Annotated in this window: 19 protein-coding genes; 7 read left to right on the forward strand and 12 right to left on the reverse strand. The window is 72.9% G+C overall.

The window, feature by feature from the left end:
- Nucleotides 1-308 precede the first annotated feature (308 nt).
- Nucleotides 309-1,001 carry a nucleoside/nucleotide kinase family protein gene (locus tag AC067N_RS30580; protein ID WP_478682136.1) on the reverse strand — a complete coding sequence of 231 codons (693 nt, stop codon included), beginning with the start codon at nucleotides 999-1,001 and terminating at the stop codon, nucleotides 309-311.
- Between the two features lie 101 nt (nucleotides 1,002-1,102).
- On the opposite strand from AC067N_RS30580, the gene AC067N_RS30585 reads away from it, so the two are divergent.
- Genes AC067N_RS30585 through AC067N_RS30595 form a run of 3 tightly spaced genes read left to right on the forward strand, consistent with a single transcriptional unit; the run spans nucleotide 1,103 to nucleotide 5,152 of the window.
- On the forward strand, nucleotides 1,103-1,981 hold the full coding sequence (locus AC067N_RS30585) for an ANTAR domain-containing protein (protein ID WP_478682236.1): 879 nt from the start codon (nucleotides 1,103-1,105) through the stop codon (nucleotides 1,979-1,981).
- A gap of 55 nt (nucleotides 1,982-2,036) precedes the next feature.
- On the forward strand, nucleotides 2,037-2,795 hold the full coding sequence (locus AC067N_RS30590) for an HAD family hydrolase (protein ID WP_478682137.1): 759 nt from the start codon (nucleotides 2,037-2,039) through the stop codon (nucleotides 2,793-2,795).
- On the forward strand, nucleotides 2,792-5,152 hold the full coding sequence (locus AC067N_RS30595) for a glycoside hydrolase family 65 protein (RefSeq protein ID WP_478682138.1): 2,361 nt from the start codon (nucleotides 2,792-2,794) through the stop codon (nucleotides 5,150-5,152). The genes AC067N_RS30590 and AC067N_RS30595 overlap by 4 nt, the downstream gene beginning before the upstream one ends.
- A 50-nt stretch (nucleotides 5,153-5,202) precedes the next feature.
- Here the strand turns inward: AC067N_RS30595 and AC067N_RS30600 are convergent, their stop codons facing one another.
- The 5 genes from AC067N_RS30600 to AC067N_RS30620 all read right to left on the reverse strand — a co-directional run bounded on the left by AC067N_RS30600 (nucleotide 5,203) and on the right by AC067N_RS30620 (nucleotide 9,936).
- Nucleotides 5,203-6,375, reverse strand: a complete 1,173-nt coding sequence (locus tag AC067N_RS30600) for a serine hydrolase domain-containing protein (RefSeq protein ID WP_478682139.1) — start codon at nucleotides 6,373-6,375, stop codon at nucleotides 5,203-5,205.
- A 131-nt stretch (nucleotides 6,376-6,506) separates the two neighbouring features.
- Entirely contained in the window at nucleotides 6,507-7,901 is a 1,395-nt protein-coding gene (locus AC067N_RS30605) for a CAP domain-containing protein (RefSeq protein ID WP_478682140.1), read from the reverse strand.
- Between the two features lie 40 nt (nucleotides 7,902-7,941).
- Entirely contained in the window at nucleotides 7,942-8,256 is a 315-nt protein-coding gene (locus AC067N_RS30610) for a DUF1232 domain-containing protein (protein ID WP_478682141.1), read from the reverse strand.
- A gap of 86 nt (nucleotides 8,257-8,342) precedes the next feature.
- On the reverse strand, nucleotides 8,343-8,726 hold the full coding sequence (locus AC067N_RS30615; RefSeq protein WP_478682142.1) for a hypothetical protein: 384 nt from the start codon (nucleotides 8,724-8,726) through the stop codon (nucleotides 8,343-8,345).
- Nucleotides 8,727-9,012: 286 nt separating this feature from the next.
- Nucleotides 9,013-9,936: a MurR/RpiR family transcriptional regulator gene (locus AC067N_RS30620; RefSeq protein ID WP_478682143.1), complete on the reverse strand. Its 924-nt coding sequence runs from the start codon at nucleotides 9,934-9,936 to the stop codon at nucleotides 9,013-9,015.
- Between the two features lie 210 nt (nucleotides 9,937-10,146).
- Here AC067N_RS30620 and AC067N_RS30625 point away from each other — a divergent pair, with 210 nt between their 5' ends.
- The 4 genes from AC067N_RS30625 (at nucleotide 10,147) to AC067N_RS30640 (ending at nucleotide 15,498) form a co-directional block, all read left to right on the forward strand.
- Nucleotides 10,147-10,530, forward strand: a complete 384-nt coding sequence (locus tag AC067N_RS30625; RefSeq protein WP_478682144.1) for a hypothetical protein — start codon at nucleotides 10,147-10,149, stop codon at nucleotides 10,528-10,530.
- The gene (locus AC067N_RS30630; RefSeq protein WP_478682145.1) at nucleotides 10,530-11,351 is read left to right on the forward strand and encodes a DUF1206 domain-containing protein; all 822 of its coding nucleotides are present in this window, start codon (nucleotides 10,530-10,532) and stop codon (nucleotides 11,349-11,351) included. Before AC067N_RS30625 ends, AC067N_RS30630 begins: the two co-directional genes overlap by 1 nt.
- A 371-nt stretch (nucleotides 11,352-11,722) precedes the next feature.
- Nucleotides 11,723-12,226, forward strand: coding sequence for a DUF6328 family protein (locus AC067N_RS30635; RefSeq protein WP_478682146.1), 504 nt, complete (start codon nucleotides 11,723-11,725; stop codon nucleotides 12,224-12,226).
- Between the two features lie 65 nt (nucleotides 12,227-12,291).
- Nucleotides 12,292-15,498 (forward strand): amidohydrolase family protein, encoded by a 3,207-nt coding sequence (locus tag AC067N_RS30640; protein WP_478682147.1) that lies wholly within the window; start codon nucleotides 12,292-12,294, stop codon nucleotides 15,496-15,498.
- Between the two features lie 20 nt (nucleotides 15,499-15,518).
- Here the strand turns inward: AC067N_RS30640 and AC067N_RS30645 are convergent, their stop codons facing one another.
- From AC067N_RS30645 to AC067N_RS30670, 6 genes are all read right to left on the reverse strand, one after another.
- Nucleotides 15,519-16,742, reverse strand: coding sequence for a 4-hydroxybenzoate 3-monooxygenase (locus AC067N_RS30645; protein WP_478682148.1), 1,224 nt, complete (start codon nucleotides 16,740-16,742; stop codon nucleotides 15,519-15,521).
- An 84-nt stretch (nucleotides 16,743-16,826) separates the two neighbouring features.
- Nucleotides 16,827-17,801 carry a threonine ammonia-lyase gene (locus AC067N_RS30650; RefSeq protein ID WP_478682149.1) on the reverse strand — a complete coding sequence of 325 codons (975 nt, stop codon included), beginning with the start codon at nucleotides 17,799-17,801 and terminating at the stop codon, nucleotides 16,827-16,829.
- Between the two features lie 333 nt (nucleotides 17,802-18,134).
- On the reverse strand, nucleotides 18,135-18,485 hold the full coding sequence (locus AC067N_RS30655; protein ID WP_478682150.1) for a UBP-type zinc finger domain-containing protein: 351 nt from the start codon (nucleotides 18,483-18,485) through the stop codon (nucleotides 18,135-18,137).
- Nucleotides 18,482-19,975: an ATP-binding protein gene (locus AC067N_RS30660; protein WP_478682151.1), complete on the reverse strand. Its 1,494-nt coding sequence runs from the start codon at nucleotides 19,973-19,975 to the stop codon at nucleotides 18,482-18,484. The genes AC067N_RS30655 and AC067N_RS30660 overlap by 4 nt, the downstream gene beginning before the upstream one ends.
- A 28-nt stretch (nucleotides 19,976-20,003) precedes the next feature.
- Nucleotides 20,004-21,680, reverse strand: a complete 1,677-nt coding sequence (locus AC067N_RS30665; RefSeq protein WP_478682152.1) for an NAD(P)/FAD-dependent oxidoreductase — start codon at nucleotides 21,678-21,680, stop codon at nucleotides 20,004-20,006.
- 100 nt (nucleotides 21,681-21,780) lie between these two features.
- Nucleotides 21,781-22,134 carry a VOC family protein gene (locus tag AC067N_RS30670; RefSeq protein ID WP_478682153.1) on the reverse strand — a complete coding sequence of 118 codons (354 nt, stop codon included), beginning with the start codon at nucleotides 22,132-22,134 and terminating at the stop codon, nucleotides 21,781-21,783.
- Between the last annotated feature and the right edge of the window lie 21 nt (nucleotides 22,135-22,155).

The raw sequence follows: 22,155 nt of genomic DNA on the forward strand, positions 1-22,155 counted from the left end.
CGGCGTCCGTACGGCGTCCGTACGGCGTGATGTGCGATCCGGCACCGCACGTCGCCGCGTTGCCGGAAAGCCCGGGCGGCTCCGCCACGAGGGCTGTCCGGGGCCTTGCGACGCACGCCACCGGACCACGCGACCTGACCGGACGCCCATGGTGAAGGGCCCTAAGAGCTCCGAACAAGAGTGGAGTCCGATCGGCTCGCGGCGTCGGGTGCGTGCGATCGCAAGGCGCCGGAAGCTCCTTGTAGCGGGGCTACCAGGGGCTTTCGGCAACGCGGCGAGCGTGCGTGCCAGGCGTCGCGAGCCGGGCTCTACTTCTGTTCGGAGCTCTGAGCCACGCCTCCCGGCACCGCCGCGCCGGCCGCCGGCATCGCGGTCCCCGGAACCACCAGGTCCGCCCGCTCCCGTGTCGTCGCCACCAGATCGGCGTTGCGCTGGTCCGTGCCGAGCACCCAGGCGACCGCCTCGTCGTGGCCCTTGCCGAACTCCTCGTGACGGGCGACGAGGCGCCGCACGCGTTCGGTCTCGTCGAGCCCGCAGAACCAGACCTCGTCCAGCCGGGCACGGACGCGGGCCCAGGCCCCCTCCTCCAGCAGCAGGTAGTTCCCCTCCGTCACGACGAGGCGGGCGCCAGGCGGCACGGGGATCGCCCCGGCTATCGGCTGCTCCAGGGTGCGCTCGAAGGCCGGCGCGTACACCACGTCGGGCTCGTCGTCGCGCAGCCTCTGCAACAGGGCCGCGTAGCCGGCCGCGTCGAACGTGTCCGGCGCGCCCTTGCGGTCCCGGCGGCCCAGCCGGTCCAGCTCCGCGTCGGCGAGGTGGAAGCCGTCCATCGGGACATGGGCGGCCCAGGCCTCCCCGGCGCCGTTGAGCTCCCGGGTCAGCCGCTCGGCGAGCGTGGTCTTCCCCGCTCCGGGACTGCCGGTGATCCCCAGCAGGGCGCGGCGACCGGGGCGGACGAGGGAGGCGGCCCGCTCCAGCAGGTCGTCGAAGGTCAGCGACATGCGGACGACGGTAGACCGAATCCGGCCTGTCCGGGCCCGGACGGGGCAGGGGAGCCATGCTGTTGTCCGAAGCGTGACACGTGAGGAAGCGGAAGGTGACCATGGGAGAGGAGCACGAGCCCGGGGCGGTGGGCGACGTGGAGGCCATGCGGGAGGAAGTTGCCCGCCTCCGGGCGGAGATCCGGCAGTTGCGCATCAGCGTGGAGGGCCGCCCACTGATCGCCCAGACCCAGGGCATCCTGCGGGAACGCTATGCGCTGCCCGACGCGGAGACCGCATTCGCCCTGCTCCAGCGCGCCTCGCAGCAGTACAACGTCAAGCTGCGCACGCTCGCCGAGGCAGTCCTGAGGGCGCCCGGACCCGAGGGGCCCGGCGCCCTGTGGTTCCCCGGCCGGGCCCGGCGCGCGGAGCCCTCCCTCACCTTCAAGGAGGGCCGCGACCGCCGCGCCGGACGAGGCAACCGGAGCGCGGTCCTGACCGCCGTGCTCAGTCAGACCCTCGCGGTCGTCGGCACCGACATGGGCAACGTCCAGATCGCCTACCGCGCCGAGCGCGGACTGCGCATCGAGCGGCACACCGGCCTCACCGCGGACTTCGTCGACTTCTTCGCGTTCGTCGGCGAGGAGGGCACCTCCTGCGCACTCGCCGCCCGCGACATCGCCCAGGTGACGGTCCGGGACGTGGCGACGCATCCGGTGTTCACCGAGGACGCCCGGGAGGCGATCCTGCTCGCGGGCAGCCGCGCCTGCCACAGCGTGCCCCTGACCAACGCGTCCGGTCTCTGCGTGGGCATGGTCTCGGCCCATCTCGACAGACCCGTCCAGGAGTTGACGCCCGCCCAGCTCAGGGCGCTGACGGTGGTGGGCGCCGAGGCAGGCGCATGGCTGTCCTGGTACGACCGCACCGTCGTACTGGATGCCCTGGAGCACCTCCACGCCCTCGGCCGCGCCCACGGCGGCAGCCGCGCCACCCGCCGCTGACCGGATTCCGCGATCTTCCCCCACTGACCCCCGCCGCACGGGGAACCTGACTTCCATGACAGAGACGACCGAACCGACGGAACTGGGCCTCCCCCAACCCATCCGGGCCTGCCTCTTCGACCTCGACGGCGTCATCACCAGGACCGCCGTCGTGCACGCCGCGGCGTGGAAGCAGGCGTTCGACGAGTTCCTGCGCCGACGCGACGGCCACTCCTTCCGGCCCTTCGACCGGGGCAGCGACTACGACGAGTACGTCGACGGCCGCCCCCGCGCCGACGGCGTCCGCACCTTCCTCGCCTCCCGGGGCATCCACCTGCCCGAGGGCGGCCCCGACGACCCGCCCGACGCTCCCACCGTCCACGGCCTCGGCAACCGCAAGAACGACCTGCTCCTCCAGCTCATCCGCACCGACGGGGTCGAGGCCTACGAGGGCACCCTGCGCTACATCGGCAAGGCCCGCGCCCAGGGCCTGCTGACCGGGGTCGTCTCCTCCAGCGCCAACTGCCGGGACGTCCTGCGCTCCATCGACGCCGAGCACCTCTTCGACGTGCGGATCGACGGCGTGGTCGCCGCCGAGCGCGGGCTGCCCGGCAAACCGGCTCCGGACACCTTCCTCGCCGCCGCCCGCGACCTGGGCGTCGAACCCGCCGAGGCCGCCGTCTTCGAGGACGCCCTCGCCGGCATGGACGCCGGACGCGCCGGCCGTTTCGGACACGTCGTCGGCATCGACCGCGTCGGCCAGGCGGACGCCCTGCGCGCCCACGGCGCCGACGTCGTCGTAAGGGACCTGACGGAACTGGGGGACTGGGCGTGATCATCCACCGGTCGTACGGCGTCGCCCCCTGGGCCCTGCGCGAACGGCGCCTCAAACCGGACCTCCTGCCGCAGAGCGAGTCGGTGTTCGCCCTGTCCAACGGCCACATAGGCTGGCGCGGCAACCTCGACGAGGGCGAACCGCACGGCCTGCCCGGCAGCTACCTCAACGGCGTCCACGAGACGCACCCGCTGCCGTACGCGGAGGCCGGCTACGGGTACCCGGAGTCCGGGCAGACGGTCATCGACGTCACCAACGGCAAGATCATCCGCCTGCTCGTCGACGACGAGCCCTTCGACCTGCGCTACGGCCGCCTCCGCTCCCACGAGCGCGTCCTCGACCTGCGTTCGGGCCTGCTGCGGCGCACCTGCGAGTGGACCTCACCGACCGGGACGACCGTCCGCGTCCGCTCCACCCGTCTCGTGTCCTTCACCCAGCGGTCGATCGCCGCCGTCGCCTACGAGGTCGAGGCCGTCGACAGCGAGGCCCGCGTCGTCGTCCAGTCGGAGCTGGTGGCCAACGAGCAGCTCCCGGAACGCGACGGTGATCCCCGGGCCGCCGTCGCGCTGAGGGCGCCGCTGGAACCGGAGGAGCACTTCGCGGACGGACCCCGGCTGAGGCTCGTCCACCGCACCCGGCGCACCGGACTGCGGGTCGGCGCCGCCGCCGACCACATCGTCACCGGACCCGGCGAGATCACCACCCGCGGTGAGAGCAGGGACGACGTGGCCCGCCTCACCGCCACGACCGTGCTGGAGCCCGGTCAGACCCTGCGCGTGGAGAAGCTCGTCGCCTACGGTTGGTCCGGCACCCGCTCGCTGCCCGCCGTCGCCGACCAGGTCGACGCCGCGCTCTCCGCCGCCGCGTACGGCGGCTGGCAGGGCCTCGCCGACGAACAACGCGCCTACCTGGACGACTTCTGGGCCCGGGCCGACGTCGAGGTCGACGGCGACGAGGAGATCCAGCAGGCCGTACGGTTCGCCCTGTTCCACGTGCTCCAGGCGGGCGCCCGCGCCGAACGACGCGCCCTCCCCGCCAAGGGCCTCACCGGCTCCGGCTACGACGGCCACGCCTTCTGGGACACCGAGACCTTCGTCCTGCCCCTGCTCACCTACACCGCTCCCGGCGCGGTCGCCGAGGCCCTGCGCTGGCGGCAGGACACCCTCCCCGCCGCCCGCGACCGCGCCGCTCAACTCGGCCTGAAGGGCGCCGCGTTCCCCTGGCGGACCATCGACGGCTCGGAGGGCTCCGCGTACTGGCCCGCCGGCACGGCCGCGTTCCACGTCAACGCCGACATCGCCGACGCCGTGGTCCGCCACACCGCCGCCACCGGCGACACCGACTTCGAACGCGACACCGGCCTCGAACTCCTCGTGGAGACGGCCCGGCTCTGGCGTTCCCTCGGCCACCACGACCCCCACGGCGCGTTCCACATCGACGGGGTGACCGGCCCCGACGAGTACAGCGCCGTCGTGGACGACAACACGTACACCAACCTCATGGCCCGCGCGAACCTCCTGGCCGCCGCGGACGCCGCGGAACGCCACCCCGAGCGGGCCGCGCTGCTCGGCGTCGACGACGAGGAGAGCGCCGCCTGGCGGGACGCCGCCCATGCCGTGCACGTCCCGTACGACCGGGAACTCGGCGTCCACGAGCAGCACGCCGGGTTCACCCGCCACCAGCGCTGGGACTTCCGCGGCACCCGCCCCGACCAGTACCCGCTGATGCTGCACTTCCCGTACTTCGACCTCTACCGCAAACAGGTCGTCAAACAGGCCGACCTGGTGCTCGCGATGTACAAGTGCGGCGACCGCTTCGACGAGGACCAGGTGGCCCGCAACTTCGCCTACTACGAGCCGCTCACCGTCCGCGACTCCTCCCTGTCCGCCTGCTGCCAGGCGGTCGTCGCCGCCCAGGTCGGCCATCTCGAACTGGCCTACGACTATCTGGCCGAGGCGGCGATGATGGATCTCCGGGACCTGGAGAGCAACACCCGCGACGGTCTGCACATCGCCTCCCTCGCCGGCACCTGGACGGCGCTGGTCGCGGGCTTCGGCGGAATGCGCCACCGGGGGCCGACCGTCGACTTCGCCCCCCGGCTCCCCGAGCGGCTGAGCAGGCTCGCCTTCGGCCTCCGGCTGCGGGACACCTGCCTGCGCGTCGAGATCAGGCCCCGCCACGCCACGTACGAGCTGCGCGGCGGCGACTCCCTCACCATCCGGCACTACGGCGAGCCGGTCACCCTCGACGGGGAGAAGCCCCTGCGGCGGGAGATCCCGGCCGCGAAACCGGTCGGCCCGCCCCCGGAGCAGCCGCCGCACCGGCGCCCCGGCCACCGCAGGAGGCGCAAGGCCTGAGACACCGGACGCCATGGCTCGCCGTCGGCCGGGCGTCCGCCTCTTCGGGGTCAGCCGCAGAAGGCGGCGTCCAGCGTGCGGTTCATGGTGGTGTACACCGTCCCGTTGTTGGAGGTGTTGGCGAACGACGTCAGACTGCGCTTGCCCGACTTCGAGGTGAACGCCCAGCTGTAGTAGCCCTGCACGGTGCCCGTGTGCCCGTACACCGAGATCCCGCACGACAGGTCGCGGCGGCGCAGTCCCAGCCCGTACGCCTGCGTGCTGTTCACCGGTGTCCACCGCAGCATCTGCTTCAGCTGGGCGGCGGAGGTGAGTTCGCCCCGCATCAGCGCGGAGAGGAACGTGTTCAGGTCCTTGCCGCTGGACACCAGGGCCCCCGCGCTCTGCGCCCAGGACACGGTCTGCAGCGTCGAGTCGATCTTCCGGCCGGAGGAGTCGGCGGTCATGTAGCCGCGCGCGAACCGGCCGGGGATCGTGTTCTTCGGATGGACGTAGTACGTGTCGGTCAGCTTCAGCGGCTTGATGATGCGCTCCTGGTACGCCGTCGCCACCGACTTCCCGGTGAACTTCTTGATGAGCATGCCCGCCACGACGAAGTTCGCGTTCGAGTACGAGTAGGCGGCGCCCGGCTTGCCGGTGAGCGGCTTCGCGAGCGACATGTTCATCAGCTGACGGAAGGTGTAGACCCGGTTGCGCACGCTCTCGAAGCCCTGGACCGGGCGGGCGAAGAGGGTGCTGGCGTGGTCGTGGAGACCGCTGCGGTGGCTGAGCACATGACGCACGGTGATCCGCTTGTCGGGCAGCAGCCCGGGCAGATAGGTGTTCACCGAGGTGTCGAGTCTCAGCTTGCCCTCGTCGACCAGTTGCAGCAGCACCACCGCCGTGAAGGTCTTCGTGACGCTGCCGACGCGGATCCGGTCCCCGGTGCTCATGGCCCGTCCGGTGCCCCGGTCGGCGACACCCGCCGTCAGACGGATGGCCTTTCCGTTGTCGTCGATCCGCGCGAACGCGCCCGGCGCGCCCTGCGACAGCGCCGTACGCAGCACTCTGCGCAGCTCCGCCGTGTCCGGGGCGGCCGACGGGGCCACGGCCGCCGTGGCGTCCGGCCGCTCCGCGGCCCCGGGCCCGGGGAGCGGCGTGGCCGCCTGTGCGGGGACCGTCAGGAGGGACAACACGACCGCGCCCAGGACCGCGGCGCGGGGGCCCACCGATCTCGTAACCATCTGATTCGTCTCCCGTCGCCTTCTGTCCATCGACAGGGTGCATTGGAGACCAGTGGTCACGGAGAGTCAAGTAGCCGCTGAGGGTGCCGAGTTGAGCGACCCGAAAGAGGGAAAGGCGCGGGGGTTCGGTTTCAGCCGCCGAAGAGTTGCGTCCAGTAGGTGCCCGCGGCGCCGCCCCCGGTGAATCCGACGCCCAGATGGGTGAAGTCGGGCTTGAGGATGTTCGCGCGGTGTCCCGGGCTGTTCATCCATCCGTCCACGACCTCGGCGGCGGAACGCTGTCCGCACGCGATGTTCTCCCCGATCGACCGCCGCGTGGAGCCGGCCGCCGCCGCGCGGTGCCACGGTTCGCCGCCGTCGGGGGAGGTGTGGGCGTAGAAGGCCCGCGCCACCATGTCGTCGCAGTGCGCCTGGGCCGCGACGGTGAGCAGGGGGTCGGAGGCGAGCGGCGGCAGACCCGCGGCGGCTCGCCTGGCGTTGGTGAGGACGAGCACCTCGCCGGCCGTCCGCCGCAGCCCTTCGGCGGAGAAGGGCCGGGCCCAGAGTGCCGTCCAGAAGACGGTGCCCGAGCGCGCGTCGGCCGCCTGGCCGAGACCGGCCTCGCTGCACTCGGGCACCAACAGGGTGCGCCGGGCCTGCGGGTCGGAGAGGCAGTAGTCCACGAACTCGGCCGGGGTGCGGGGGCCGGAGACCAGATGCTCGCCGACGGTCAGATAGCGGTATCCCCCGGCGGTGACCCGCTGGTGCACGGAGAGCCCGTCCGCACCCTCCGAGGCGAGCCGGCCCCGGGCGGCCATCGCGCCGGCGTGCTCCCGGGCCGCGGCCGTGAGGCGGGGACTGAGCGATACGGGCGGGGAACCGGCGGAGGTCCGGGCGGAGTTGACCAGGTCGAGGAAGCCGTCGGTGAAGGCGGCCGGTGGGACCGTGAGCGCGGTGCGGGCCGGTGAGGGGTGGGCGCGCCCGTACGGGGGAGCCGCTCCGCTCACCGTGGCGGGCCCGGGAGGGGGCGCCGCGCCGGACGGCCTGCGGGGTGCGGTTGCCGCGTCGTCCACGACGTCCACCCCGAAGTCCCTCGCCACACCGGCCAGTCCGTCCGCGTAGCCCTGCCCCAGGGCCCGGAGCTTCCAGCCGGGCCCCCGGCGGTACAGCTCCGCCAGCAGCAGTACCGTCTCCCGCCTGGGTCTCGGCGGGGTGAAGCGGGCGAGTGCGCGGCCGTCGGCGCCCGCGACGAACAGGGTCGGGGCCGGCAGGCCGCCGAGAGGGGTGTCCGGTTCGGCCGGGCTGATCACCACGGTGAGGCGGGTCGCTCCCGGCCGCAGCGCCCGCGGATCCACCGCCAGGCAGCCGCCGCCGGAGAGGCGGGCGCCCGGCGCCGTGGGCTGGTTGTAGAAGACGAAGTCGGCGTCGCCGCCGACCTTGCCCGTGTCGTCGGTGACGAGGGCGCAGACGTCGAAGGGGCCGGGCACCCTGATCGTCAGGGTGCCGTGCGGCAGGGGCACATTGCCCCCGGATACCAGCTCGATCATCGGGGCCGTCCGTCGCAGTGACCGTCAGCCCGACAACGTCTCACCCCCGCAGGGCGGTTCCCGCGCCGTCCCCGCGCTCGGCGAGCGCCTCCTGCCGTCCGGTGCGCAGCGACTTCAGAGCCAGCAGCAGGACGCCGATGTCGTCGAGGTACACCGGGTCGGGCAGCACGTCCGTCGGGAGGACCAGATACAGGACGGCACCCCAGAAGACCCACTTGGGGCCGGTGGGAAGCCCGGCCCGCTGGAGGTCACGCCGGGTGCGCACCAGCCGCAGGAGCAGCCACACGGCCACGCCGAGGACGGCGGCCCCGGCCACCACGACCGCGACGATCACACCCCAGGTCCAGGAGTCCATCGGTCCCGCCCCTCGCTCGTACGTACCCGTACCTTCTCATCGTCTTCCCGGCACGGGCGCCGCCTATCGTGTCCGAGGCACACGTGTCAGTGCGAGGCGCGGGCGTGCTGGTGGTCCACCAGGGCCTGGCTGACGGCCCGGATCGAGCGGGCGATGTGGCTCAGCTGCATGACCTCGGCGGCGTACATCTTGATGGTGTGCTCGATGACCGACTCGGACATCCCGAGGCTGGGCAGCTCGGAACGGGCGGTCTGCAGGGCGGTGCGGGCGACCCGGATCTCGTGCTGGACCTGGATCTGGGCGTGCCGGGCGAGCAGCACGGGGTGCCGCATCATCGCCGGGTAGCTGCCGTAACGGGCCGGCACCAGCTCGCGCAGCCACTTGGCCGCGGACCGCTCCCAGTCGTAGCTACCGGGTGTCTTGACCTGGCACGGCCAGTCCGTGCGGATCGGCGAGGTGGTGAGGGCCATGTTCAACGCTCCGGTCTTGCATCGACGCGAAAAAGTCCGACTGTGGAGTCTGGGCGGCCCCGGTCTAGGGGATGGCCGGGGCCGCTGCACCCGGGGCGCCGTGGCGGGTAGGAGCGGACGGTCCCGGGCGGACGACGCGCCCCGGAGTCCCACCGGGCCGCGATCCGGGAGCAGTATTTATATATACCGATGAGTTTGCAAGAGCATGAAAAAATTCATGCCGGAAAAGATGTGAATAGTCCCCTGCCGGTGGGAGCCGGTGGGAGCCGGTGGGATGGGGAGGGCTTCAGTCCCTGAGGAAGAACTGCTGCTGTTCGGAGACCTGCTCGTACGCCTCCAGGCGCGCCTGGGTCCGTTCCGGATCGGCGTCCGTCATGGCCTGGAGCAGCGCCGACGACATCATGACCGGGGCGGCGTAGGAGTCGAAGACCAGGCGTGAGCCGGTCCCGGTGGCGAAGACCGCGTCGGCCTCGTCCGCCAGCGGCCCGAACCCCAGGTCGGTCACCAGAGCCACCTTCAGCCCGGCCGTGCGCGCGACCCGCAACGCGGTGAGCGTCTCCTGCGCGTGCCGGGGCATGGAGAACGCCAGCACCCAGGTGCCCCCCGCCTCACGGGACTGCAGCAGGGCGTCGTAGGCGACCGTGCCGCCCTTGGTCACGAGCCGGACGTCGGGGTGGATACGGCGGGCGGCGTAGGCGAAGTACTCGGCGAGGGCGCCGGAGATCCGCAGGCCGAGGACGGTCAGCGGGGTCGAGCGGGACAGGGCGCGGCCCACCTCGATCACCTGGCCAGGGTCGGCGAAGTCGCGCCGCAGGTTCTCCAGGTTCTCGATCTCGGCGTCCACGGCGGCCTGGAGTTCGTTGCTGCGGTCCGGCGCGGGCGTGCCCGGCGCGCTGCCGAGGGTGGCGAGCGCGATGGCCTGGAGCCGCTCCCGCAGCGCGGGGTAGCCGCTGAAGCCGACGGCGGCGGCGAACCGGGTCACCGAGGGCTGGCTGACACCGACGCGGTCGGCCAGGTCCGTGATCGACAGGAACGCGGCCTCGGTGATGTGCTCGATGAGGTACTGGGCGATGCGCCGCTGCCCGGGGGAGAGCCGGGGCCCGTCGAACAGTTCCCTGAGCCGGGCCGTGGGCGAGGGCTCGGCCTCCTCGGCGGTCCGCCCGGACGTGATCGCTGATGCCTGTGCACGTGCCTGCTGCGGCGATGGCACCCGTGCGTCTCCTTCGTCTCCCACGACCACTCAACATAGCCGACGGCCGGCGCGCTCACGGGGGCGTCCCAGGACACCCTTCGGCCCGGGCGCCCGGTACGCGACGACACCGCTCCGGGGAGGGGGGCCGGTGCGCGACCTGCGGCGACCCCGTTTCGGACACACCATGGGGGTACACGCACCCTGTCGTCCACACCAGGGAGAAGGCTCGTGACTCTGCCCCGTCTGCCCGTGTCACAGGTCGAGGTCGTGCTCTGCGACTGCTCCGCACAGGACGCCGAGCGCGTCTTCGCGTGCCTGTGTGCCCATTTCGAGTCGGACCGGCGTCCCGAGGACCCGCCGCACGAGACCGCAGGCGACCGGCCCACCGTGTGGGCCGGCACCTACGACACGGCGGCCGTTCCTCCCGGCGCCGAGGAACCCGCCGCGCGGCTGGCCGGCCCTGTCACCGTCGATGTGCAGGGCAGCCCGCCCGCCGTACGGACGCTGCGGGCGGCCCTGGAGGAGAGCTATGCGGTGCGTCAGGTGGGTGTGGACGCCGGCGACCAGGAAGTGAGCCTGCAGTTGCGGCTCGAAGGACGACGGGAGGGCTGATGACGGCTGTGGGGGTGGGAAGCGGGCGAGCCGCCCGCGGTTCCGCGACGGAGGGCGCGGCCAGAGCCGGGCTGACGGCGCGCGGAGTCATCTATCTGCTGCTCGGGGCACTGGCCCTGCAGATCGCCTTCGGCGAGGGCTCGCATCAGGCGGACCGCCAGGGAGCGCTGGAGGAGATGTCCGAGAAGCCGCTGGGCTCGGTCCTGCTGTGGGCCCTGGGCGTCGGTGTGGTCGGCATGGCCCTGTGGCGGCTGTCGGAGGCGGTGTTCGGCGCGGCGGGCCCGGACGGCCGCAAGTGGACCAAGCGGCTGGCCTCCGCCGCGCGGTTCGTCTTCTACGCCTTCGTCGCCTACTCGGTCCTGACCTTCGCGGCGGGCTCGGGCGGCGGGGGAGGCGGCTCGAGCGACGAGCAGTCCAAGGACGTGACGGCCCGCGCGCTGGAACTCCCCGGGGGCCAGTGGCTGGTGGGCGCGGCGGGCGCCGGGGTGATCGTCGCGGGCGTCTGGATCGCCGTACGGGCCGTGATGCGCTCGTACCACAAGCACCTGCGGCTCGGTGAGATGTCGCGCCGCACCCGCCGTGCCGTCGACATCACCGGGGTGGGCGGCGGGGCCGCGCGGGGCGTGGTGTTCGCCGCGGCGGGCGTCTTCGCGGTCCGGGCCGCCGTCGACTACGAACCGGACAAGGCCAAGGGCCTCGACGACACCCTTCGCTCCTTCGCCGACACACCCGCGGGACCGGCGCTCCTGGCCTGTGTCGCGGCGGGCCTGGTCCTGTTCGGGCTGTTCTCCTTCGCGATGGCGCGCTGGCGCCGGGTCTGAGATTCGCCCATGTGAACACCCGGCCGGGGAGGGCCGACGTACGGCTCGCAGATCGGGGATCCCCCGTCCCGTGCCGGCGCGGCGTCGCGGGGCGGCCGGCCCGCACCCCTGTCGAGGCCGTCCGGTGCGGGTGCCGCCGGGGCGCCCGCACCGCCCTGGGCAGCCGACCCCGTGCCGGCGACGGCGGGGCCGGGACGTCCGGGTGGAGCCCGGTCCACGGCCGGGCGAGAGTGCCGGGCGCGATCCGGGCTCCCGGGACCGATCCGCCGAGTGGGTTCACTCGTGCGGGTGGAGTGGCGACTGTTCCGGCTTGCCCGTGCCGGGCGCGGCGCCATCCAGGAAGGGGACACCCACCGAGCCTGGAGGACGCCGTGCCCGAGGGGACCGACAACGGATACGCCACTCCGGAGCGAGGCCGGGACGAGACCGCGGACGAGCGCGCGGACCGCCGCTGGGGCGAACTCATCCAGGAGGTGAGGGTCGCCCAGACCGGCGTGCAGATCCTCTTCGGCTTCCTGCTCACCGTCGTGTTCACGCCGCGCTACGCGGGGCTCGCGCAGACCGAGCAGACCATCTACATCGTGACGGTCGTCCTCGGGGCCGCCGCCACCGGCGCCCTCATCGGCCCCGTCTCCTTCCACCGGATCGTCGCCGGCCGCCGCATCAAACCGGCCGCCGTGCTCTGGGCCGCGCGGCTGACCGTGGTCGGCCTGGTCCTGCTGCTGGCCACGATGACCGCCGCACTGCTGCTGGTCCTGCGCGTGGCCTCCGACGAGGGCTATGTGTCCTGGCTGGTCGCGTGTGTGCTCGTCTGGTACCTGCTGTGCTGGTTCGTGCTGCCGGCGTGGATCCGCCGCCGTCACGCGGGCGGGTGACGTCCGTAACCGGCGTGAACGGTGCTGTTGCCCCCAGGGCTCGCGGTGCGCAAGCGTGACCTGCCATGGACCCTGACCACAGCCGCGCCACTCCCTCCCCGACCCGGCGTCAGCTCCTCGCCGCCACAGGCGCCGCAGCGGTCCTCGGCGCCGCGGCCACGTCGACACCCGCCGCCGCCCGTGACCGCGCCGCGACCGCCGCCGGTCTCGCCCTCACCTTCACCCGGGCCACCAACGGCTCGGCCACCCTCGCACCCGGCGGCGACACCCTGATCGCCGAGGTCCAGAGCGGTCTGTGGTCCCTGCCCCGAGGCGGCGGCAAGGCGGTTCCCCTCACCCCGGCCGGACTGGAGCCCAACCGGCCCACGTACTCCCCGGACGGCTCCCTCGTCGCGTTCTGCGCCTACCAGGGCGGCGGCTTCCACCTGTGGACCATGCGCCCCGACGGCTCCGGCCTGCGGCAGCGCACCGACGGCCCCTGGGACGACCGGGGCCCTGCCTGGTCGCCCGACGGCACCAGGCTCGCCTTCGGCTCCGAACGCGGCGGCGACCCCGTCACGGGCAGCCCGTACCGCATCCACGTCCTTGACCTGGCCACCGGGGACATCACCCGTGTCACCGGCCTCGCCGGCCAGGACGGGCCCCTCCAGGACGGCGGGTGGGAGGACTTCGACCCGGCATGGTCGCCCGACGGCAGCCGTCTGCTGTTCGTCCGGGCCAGGGTCGTCACCTCCGCCGCGGGCACGGGCGTCGAGTCCCGCACCGTCGCCGCCGTGGCCGCCGACGGCACCGGCCCGGTCACCGTCGAGCACACCGCAACCGAGGCCGCGCAGATCATGACGCCCGCCCTCGCCCCCGACGGCCGCCGCCTCGCCTATCTGCGCACCACCGCCTCACCCGGCGGCTCGTGCACCCTCGTCGTCGACGGTGAGCCGGTCCGCCTCGGCGGCGACATCGCCCCCGTACCGCCGCGCTGGACGACCGACGGGGCACTGCTGATCACCCTGGACGGCCAGTTCACCCTCGTACGGCCCGACCACCCGGAGAAGCCCGACACCATCCCCTTCGAGGGCGTGCTCCCCGTCGACCGGCCGCGCTACCGCGTCAAGGAGTACGACCTCGGGGAGGCCCGGGTCCGGCCCGTGCGCGGCATCCACCTGCCCGCCCTGTCGCCCGACGGGCGGAGCGTCGCGTTCGCCGCCCTGAACGCCCTCTGGCTGGCCGGTACCTCGGGCGGACGCCCCCCGAAGCGGCTGCGGAAGTCCCCGCCGACCCGCTACCTCCTCGCGCCCTCCTGGTCCCACGACGGGCGCTCCCTGGTCTACGCCGACGACCGCGACGGCCTGCTCGGCGTGTACCGGCACGATCTCGCCACCGGCGAGGAGACCGCCCTGGCGACCGGAGGCCGCGTCATGCCCGCCCTCTCGCCCGACGGGCGCCGACTGGCCTGCCTCGACCTGACCGGACGCCTCGTCGTCCGCGACCTGGCGAGCGGTGAGGAACGCGTCCTCGTCTCACCTCTCGGCGGTGGCGGGCTGCCCGGCAGACCGAGCTGGTCGCCCGACGGCAGATACCTCGCCCTGTGCGACCGCAACCGGCTCGGCGCCCGCTTCCGGGAGGGCTACAACCTCATCCGGGTCGTCGACACCGCGACCGGAGCCGACCGGCTGCACGCCGTCGCCCCCCATGCCTCCATCGCCGACCGCTACGACTCCGGGCCCGTCTGGTCGCCAGACGGCCGCTGGATGGCCGTGATCGTCGAGTCCGCGCTGTGCCTGCTGCCCGTCGCCGCCGACGGCACCCCACGCGGCGAACTCCGCACGCTCACCACCGAACCCGCCGACCATCCCACCTGGTCCGGCGACTCCACCACCCTCCTCCACCTGTCGGGCACCCGGCTCCGCCTCCTCGACATCACCGACGGCCGCACCCGCACCGTCCGCGTGCCCCTCGACCGCTCACGGGCCACCCCCGCCGACACGGTCGTCCACGCCGGGCGGCTCTGGGACGGCACCGGTGAGACCGTCCGGGAGGACGTCGACATCGTCGTACACGGCGGCCGCGTCACGGCCGTGGAACCCCATCGCGCCGGCCGCCAAGCCGCCCGCCGACGGGTCGACGCCTCCGCGCACACCGTGCTCCCCGGGCTGTGGGACACCCACACCCACCCCTGGCACAGCACCTACGGCAGCCGCCAGGCCGCCGGGCAGCTCACCTACGGCGTCACCACCGCCGTCTCCCTCGGAGGTTTCGCCTACGAACAGGCCCGCATCCGCGAGGAGGTCGCCGCCGGCCGGCTCGCCGGGCCCCGGCTGCTCACCACCGGCGAACTCCTCGACGGCTCCCGCGTCGCCTACAGCATGGGACGCGCCCACCGGACCGGGCCGGGCCTCAGACGCTCCCTGGAGCGCGGCGCCGCACTCGACTGGGACTTCGTCAAGACCTACGTCCGGGCACCCGGCTGGGTGATGAGCGAGGCGGCGCGCTTCGCCCACGAACGGCTCGGCGTCCGTACCGGAAGCCACCTGCTGTCACCCGGGGTCCAGCTCGGCCAGGACCTGACCACCCACCTCCAGGCCACCCAGCGCGCGGAGTTCGGGCACGCCGTCACCGCCACCGGGCGCGCCCTCCAGGACGTGGAGGAGGTCTACAGCGCACACGGCGTCGGCTTCTCCCTCATCGCCACGCCCTTCACCGCCGCACCGCTCCTCGGGGCGGACCCCTCCCTCGCCGACGATCCACGGGTCACCGTCGTGATGCCCCCGTGGGACGCCGTCTCCGTACGGCAGTCCGCGAGCACCCCGCCGACGCCCGCCCAACTCGCCGCGCTGCGCACCGAGACCGACGTCTACCGGCGGATCCTCGCGGCGGGCGGCCTGGTGGCCCTCGGCACCGACCAGCCGCTCGGGCCCGTCGGACTCTTCCTGCACCTCGCCCTGCGCGCCCTGCACGCCGGGGGCCTGAGCCCCGCCGAGACCCTGCGCACGGCGACCGTCATGCCGGCCCGGCTGTTCGGTCTGGACGACCACCTCGGCACCGTGGAGCCGGGCAGGATCGCCGATCTGACCGTCGTCGACGGCGACCCCTTCACCGACTTCGACAGCCTCGTGCGGACGGTGTCGGTCCTCAGGGGCGGCACCCGCCACACCACCGAGGACCTGGTGGCCGCGTACCGGCCCACCGCGCGCCGGGCGATGGCCGCGGAGAGCGAGGAGCACTGGCTGGAGGTGGGCCGGCTGATGCGCAGGGACGGATGCTGCGACACCCCCTGAGGGCTGCCCCCACAAGGGCCCTATCGGTCGGTGTCCTTGCCGATGAACAGCTCGGCGAACGTCGACGCGGCGGCGGGGGAGTCCAGGACGCGCCGCAGCCGGGCGTTCGCCGTGCCCGCCCGGAAGGGGTCCTTGGACGACGGGCCGTGCAGCAGCTCCGCCAGCCACTGGGAGAACTCCTGGTACTGCCAGACCCGCCGCAGACAGGCCGCCGAGTACCCGCGCAGCCCGCTGTCGTCGCCCCGGGCCACCGACGCCACCAGGGCGTCCGCGAGCAGCAGGGCGTCGTGCAGTGCGAGGTTCATTCCCTTCGCGGCGATCGGCGCGATGAGATGCGCGGCGTCGCCCGCCAGGTACAGCCGCCCGTACGCCATCGGCTCGGTGACGTGGTTGTGCAGGTCGATTACCCGCTTCTCGACCAGGTGCCCCTCCGTGAGCGGCTCGGCGCCGGTCACCGCCAACCGGGCGTGCAGCTCCGACCAGACCCGCTCGTCCGGCCAGTTCGCCGGGTCGTCACCGGCGGGGACCTCCAGGTAGTAGCGGGTGACCTCGGGGCTGCGCGCCATGTGCCCGGCGAAGCCCCGCGGATGGACGCCGAGGATCACACAGTCCGACGACGGCGGGGCCTCGGCGAGCAGGGCCAGCCAGCCGACGCCGTGGTCATGGCGGGCGACGGTCGTGTGCCCGGCCGGCAGCGCGGCCCGGGTGACCCCGCGCGCTCCGTCGCACCCCGCGACGAACTCGCAGCGCAGCAGCCGTCGTTCACCCGTCTCCGGATCCGTGTACGCCACCGAGGGGCGCTCGCCGTCGATGCCGTGCAGCTCCACATCGTGTACGCCGAAGCGGATGTCGCCGCCCCGGACGTCCGCGTACTCCCGCACCAGATCCGTCACCAGCAACGGCTGCGGGTACACGTAGTGGTGATGCCCGGTCAGCTCCGTGTACGGGAACCGCTGCCGCTCGCCGTCGAAGCGGAACTCGAACTCGGTGTGCACCGACGCCCGTTCCACTAGCCGGTCGGCCAGCCCCCGCCGCTCCAGCGCACGCACCGCCCACTCCTCCAGGAACCCGGCGCGCGGCCGCCGCTCGATGAACTCCCGGCTCTCGGTCTCCAGCACGACGCAGTCCACGGCGGCGGCGCGCAGGATGTTGCCGACGGTGAGCCCGGCCGGCCCCGCGCCGACGATGACGACGGGGGTGTGCCCGGCTGTGGGGGAGAGCGACGGCTCGGTGGGGGTGGTCACCCGGGCATTATGCCGGGTGTACGCGCTGACACCTTCAACTGCCTTGACAGGAAGCCTGGTTGGTGTAGGCGGCTTGGCCGGGCGTCACAAGCCGAACCGCCGCGCCCACTCCGTGATGTCCGCCGGGGTCGTGTTGCCCCCGCACACCACCAGGCCGAGCCGCGCCCCGTCGCCGACCCGTTCCAGGACCTGCCGGGCGGCGGGCAGCAGGCAGCCGGCGGCCGGCTCCGCCCACACCTTGGCGTGCTCGGCCAGGTCGAGAACACCGCGGACCGCCTCGGCGTCCGGCACCACGAGGACGTCCTCGACGAGCGCGGACACATGGTCGTAGGTCAGGCGGGAGGCGGAGGGGGCACTGAGGGTGGTGACGACGGAGGACAGGTCGACGGTGACGGGGCCGCCCGCCGCCAGGGCCTCGCTCATGCAGGTGGCGCCCTCGGTCTCCACGCCCCAGACCCGGACCTCCGGGCGCAACGCCTTGAACGCGGTGGCGACACCGGCGATCAGACCACCGCCGCCGATGCTGACGAGCACGTCCGTCACCTCCCCGGCGGCGCCCGCGGCCGCGGCGTCCTCGGCGAACTCCAGGCCGACCGTGCCCTGACCGGCGATCACCACCTCGTCGTCGAACGGATGGACGAGAGTGAGGCCCTCTGACCGCAACCGTTCCACGAGCGCGAACGCCTCGGCCATGCCGTCGGTCAGCCGCAGCGACGCGCCGGAGGCCTCGACGAGGCCCGTGGACCGCTTGGGTGCGGTCCGGGACATGACCACGGTCGCCTTGATGTGCACGGCCGCCGCCATGTGGGCCAGGGCGATGCCGTGGTTGCCGCCGCTCACCGCGACGACGCCGGCCGCCCGCTCCGCCTCGGTCAGCGTGAGAAGTCTCGCGGTGGCACCGCGGGCCTTGAAGGAGCCGGTGCGCTGCAACAGCTCCAGCTTGGCGGTGACCGGCACGCCGAGGAACTCGCTGAGCCCAGGGCTCCGCACCGTCGGCGTCCGCACGACGTGATCCGCGATCCGCTCGGCCGCCGTCCGGATCTCGGAGAGACCGATCAAGTTACCCACCCCGTTCCACGTTGCCGTTGCTGACGCCGGTCGGGCCGGTGTCCTGTCCCGACCTTGATCCACCACGGCGCCCGGGTCAAGCGACGTCGCGCGACTCATGGCTCGGGGGTGCGCCTCTCGTTGGCGGGTGCGGGCGGTGGGGGTTGATCGCGCCGTTCCCCGCGCCCCTGAAAAGCGGCCGGGGCTGCGCCCCGTGCTTCTCAGGATGAAGGGCGGGCCGCAGGCCCGATCCTTCAGGGGCGCGGGGAACTGCGCGAGAAACCACAACCCACCCGCACCCGACAAAGCCACCCGCACCCCCGGGCTGCCAGGCGCCCGGCTCGGTCATCCCAGGCGCTCCGCCCAGTCCGACGGCACACGCCCCGCAGGGCCCGGCGCCGGCTGGTCCACGGGATGACTGTGCGGCGGCGACAGATCAGGGCCGGACTCGTACATCTCGGACGTCTCGTAGTTCCAGAACCACGTCTCGCCGGGCTCGTAGCTCTGGACGAAGGGGTGCCCGGCGGCCGAGGCGTGCGCGGTGGCGTGCTTCGCGGGGGAGGAGTCGCAGCAGCCGATGTGCCCGCACTGGGCGCAGCGCCGCAGATGGAACCACCAGCCGCCGGCGGCGTCGCACTCCACGCAGCCGTCACCGCTCGGCGGTACGGCGGGATCGATCCCGGCAGGCAGGTTCATGACGCCTCCTCGGGCGCTTCGGATTCGGGGGCGAGGGTCAGGTCGAGATCCGGTGCGGGAGCCGTCAGCGGCAGGAAGACCTGGAAGCGGGTGTCGCCGGGCCGCGAGTGGACGTCGATGTGCCCGTGGTGCTTGTTGACGACGATCCGCCAGGAGATGTCGAGGCCCAGCCCGGTGCCCTGCCCCACCGGCTTGGTGGTGAAGAACGGGTCGAAGATGCGGCCGCGGATGTCCGGCGGGATGCCCGCTCCCGTGTCACGGAACTCGACGAGCAGCTGGTCGCGCCGGTCACGGGCCGTGCGCACGGTGAGCGTACCCTCGCCGCCGGTGTCGTCGATCGCCGCGACCGCGTTGTCGATGAGGTTCGTCCACACCTGGTTCAGCTCACCCGGATAGGCCGGGATTCTCGGCAGCGTGCGGTCGTACTCCTTCACCACCCGGATGCGCTCGCCGATCTTCCCGGACAGCATCAGCAGGGTGCTGTCGAGGAGTTCGTGCACATCCGCGTTCTGGTACGGGGCCCGGTCCAGTTGCGAGTACTGCTTCGCCGCGTCGACGAGCTGGCTGATCCGGGTCGTGGAGTCCTCGATCTCGTTCATCAGCAGCTCGGTCTCGACCGTGTAGTTGAGCCAGCGCACCGCCCCTTCGAGGGTGTGCTCGTCCACGGCCGCCGCGACCCGGTCCAGCCAGTCGGTGTCGAGTCCGGCCTGCACGAAGTTCGGGGCAAGCTGCCAGCCGCCCGCGATGCCGTGGTCGTCGAGCCAGTCGGTCAGCTCGTCCTCCCGGTCGGCCGCCTCCAGCGGGCTCAGCGGTGCCGCCTTGGAGACCTGCTCGGCGGTCCGCTCCTGGAGCTCGACCAGCGACTCCAGTGTCTCGCGCCGGTACGAGCCCGAGGCGATCGCACCCAGTTTGTGCCGCATTCCCGCCACCCGCTCCCGCAGCGCGGAGGTGGCCCGTACGGCTGCCGCGGCCGGGTTGTTGAGCTCATGGGTGAGCCCCGCCGACAGCGAACCGAGCGCCAGCAGCCGCTCACGCTGTCCGATGGTCCGCTGGGTGTTCTGGCTGCCGAAGAACAGCCCCTCCAGCAGATGCACGGCCATGGGGAACCACTCGCGCATGATCTCCGCGAAGGAGGCCGAGGGCAGGATGAAGAACCGCGACGGCACGATGACCCGCATCGAGCCCTTGTAACGGGCCTGGTCCGCCTGGTCGCCCAGATACGCCTGGAACGCGCCCGCGTACACCCCGCGCTGCGAGGTGCGGTTCAGCTCCACGTCGTCGTCGCCGACCTGCCGCGACATCACCAGCGTGCCCTCCAGGAGCACGAAGAAGCAGGTCGCGGGCTCGCCCTCGCGGTAGACCCAGCCGGGTTCGAACCGCTCGACCCGGCCCTCACGGCACAGCCGGTCCAACTGCTCGGGCGACAGCTTCTCGAACAGGAACAGCGTGCCCAGCTCCGCCCGGTCGCAGGCCGACGGCTGCCCGCTCACGAGGGCCTCCCCGAAACCCGCGCGCTTCTCATGACTGCTCCAGATAACGGTGCACGAGCATGACGGCCATCGCTCCCTCTCCCACGGCGGACGCGACCCGCTTCGCGGACTCGAAGCGGGCGTCCCCGGCGACGAACACGCCGGGCACATTCGTCTCCAGGTGGTACGGCGGCCTGTCCAGCTCCCAGCCCGGCGGCGGACTCCCGTCGACGGTCATGTCGGGCCCGGCCAGGATGAAACCGCGCTCGTCGCGCAGCACGGTGCCGTCCAGCCAGTCCGTCAGCGGCTCGGCGCCGATGAACACGAACATCCACTGCGCGTCCACCAGTTCCTCGTGCCCGCTCGCGACGTCCCTCAGCGTGAGCCGTTCCAACTGGTTGGTGCCGTGCGCGGCCTCCACGACCGTGCCGGTGCGCACGAAGATGCGGGGCGTCTCCGCGAGCTGCTGGATCAGGTAGTGCGACATGGACGCCGTCAGCGAGTCCCCGCGCACCAGCAGCGTCACCGACTTGGCGCCGCGGGACAGGTACATCGCGGCCTGCCCCGCCGAGTTCGCGCCGCCCACGATGTAGACGTCGTGCCCCTGGCAGGCGGCGGCCTCGGTGAGCGCCGAGCCGTAGAACACGCCGCAGCCGTTGAGGTCGGAGCAGCCCGGCGCGTCGAGCTGCCGGTAGGACACGCCGGTCGCCAGGATCACGCTGTGCGCGGCCACCGCCGAGCCGTCGGAGAACCGGATGGTCCGCGCCGCCCCGTTCACCTCCAGACCGCCGACCTCGCGGGCGGTGAGGATCTCCGCGCCGAACTTGGCGGCCTGCCGCCGGGCCCGCTCGGTGAGCTGCGCGCCGGAAACCCCGTCGGGGAACCCGAGGTAGTTCTCGATCCGCGAGCTCTGCCCCGCCTGGCCCCCGGTCGCCGACCGCTCGACGAGCAGCGTCCGCAGCCCCTCCGACGCCCCGTACACGGCGGCGCCCAGCCCGGCCGGGCCGCCGCCGATGACGACCAGGTCGTAGAACTCCTCCGCCGGTGTCGTCGCCAGCCCCACCCGCTCCGCCAGCTCCGGGTCCTCCGGCGCCACCAGCGGCGTACCGTCCGGGGTGACCACGAGCGGCAGCCGCCGCCCGTCCGCGCCTGCCGCGGCGAGCAGCCGCCGCCCCTCCGGCTCGTCGGACGAGAACCAGCGGTACGGCACCTGGTTGCGGGCCAGGAACTCCCGGACGCCCGAGGACCGCGCCGACCACCGGTGTCCGACCACCTTCGTCGTGCCCACGCAGGTCCGGTCGGCCGCCCGCCACGCCTGCAACAGGTCGTCCAGGACCGGATAGAGCTTCTCCTCCGGCGGGTCCCACGGCTTCAGCAGATAGTGGTCGAGGTCGATCACATTGATCGCGTCGATCGCCGCGCTGGTGTCGGCGTACGCGGTGAGCAGCACCCGGCGCGCCCCCGGATACACGTCCAGCGCCTGTTCCAGGAACTCGATGCCGTTCATCCGCGGCATCCGGTAGTCGGCCAGGACGACCGCCACCTGGTCGCCGCGCAACTTCAGTTCCCGCAGCGCCTCCAGGGCCGCCTCGCCGGACTCGGCCCGCACGATCCGGTACGACTCGCCGTAGCGCCGTCGCAGATCCCGGGCCACCGCGCGTGACACCCCCGGATCGTCATCCACGGTGAGGATCACGTTCCGCGCCGGACCGGCTGCCTGAGTCATATGCCTCCCACCCCGAATCGATGCGCTCATCGTATGTTCGTATGTTCGGATTCGCGCGGTTTCGCGGTCTCCTCCGCACCGGACTCGCGCGGGCCGCCTCTCAGGTCCGGCGCCCGGACAGGACGCAGAACTCGTTGCCCTCCGGGTCCATCAGCACGACCCAGGTCTCGTCCCCCTGCCCGACGTCCGCGTGCCGGGCGCCGAGGGCGAGGAGGCGGGAGACCTCCGCCGCCTGCTCCACGGGGCGGAAGTCGAGGTGCAGCCGGTTCTTGACCGTCTTGGCCTCGGGGACCGGGGTGAAGAGGAGCCCGGGCAGCCGGTCGGGCGCCGGGCGGATCTCGTACTCCTCCGGAGAGTCGTTCACGACCACCCACCCGAGGGCCTCGGCCCACCAGCGGCCAAGGCCCACCGGATCGGCGGCGTCCACCACTACCTGCTCCCAGTTCAGGTCCATGCGGCGAGGGTAGTGAAGACT

The sequence above is a fragment of the Streptomyces sp. NPDC042364 genome, assembly GCF_056437585.1.

Bases quoted from the DNA above. Each gene is read 5' to 3' on its own strand.
- AC067N_RS30580 (WP_478682136.1), bottom strand. From the start codon at position 1,001: ATGTCGCTGACCTTCGACGACCTGCTGGAGCGGGCCGCCTCCCTCGTC.
- AC067N_RS30585 (WP_478682236.1), top strand. From the start codon at position 1,103: ATGGGAGAGGAGCACGAGCCCGGGGCGGTGGGCGACGTGGAGGCCATG.
- AC067N_RS30590 (WP_478682137.1), top strand. From the start codon at position 2,037: ATGACAGAGACGACCGAACCGACGGAACTGGGCCTCCCCCAACCCATC.
- AC067N_RS30600 (WP_478682139.1), bottom strand. From the start codon at position 6,375: ATGGTTACGAGATCGGTGGGCCCCCGCGCCGCGGTCCTGGGCGCGGTC.
- AC067N_RS30605 (WP_478682140.1), bottom strand. From the start codon at position 7,901: ATGATCGAGCTGGTATCCGGGGGCAATGTGCCCCTGCCGCACGGCACC.
- AC067N_RS30610 (WP_478682141.1), bottom strand. From the start codon at position 8,256: ATGGACTCCTGGACCTGGGGTGTGATCGTCGCGGTCGTGGTGGCCGGG.
- AC067N_RS30615 (WP_478682142.1), bottom strand. From the start codon at position 8,726: ATGGCCCTCACCACCTCGCCGATCCGCACGGACTGGCCGTGCCAGGTC.
- AC067N_RS30630 (WP_478682145.1), top strand. From the start codon at position 10,530: ATGACGGCTGTGGGGGTGGGAAGCGGGCGAGCCGCCCGCGGTTCCGCG.
- AC067N_RS30640 (WP_478682147.1), top strand. From the start codon at position 12,292: ATGGACCCTGACCACAGCCGCGCCACTCCCTCCCCGACCCGGCGTCAG.
- AC067N_RS30655 (WP_478682150.1), bottom strand. From the start codon at position 18,485: ATGAACCTGCCTGCCGGGATCGATCCCGCCGTACCGCCGAGCGGTGAC.
- AC067N_RS30665 (WP_478682152.1), bottom strand. From the start codon at position 21,680: ATGACTCAGGCAGCCGGTCCGGCGCGGAACGTGATCCTCACCGTGGAT.
- AC067N_RS30670 (WP_478682153.1), bottom strand. From the start codon at position 22,134: ATGGACCTGAACTGGGAGCAGGTAGTGGTGGACGCCGCCGATCCGGTG.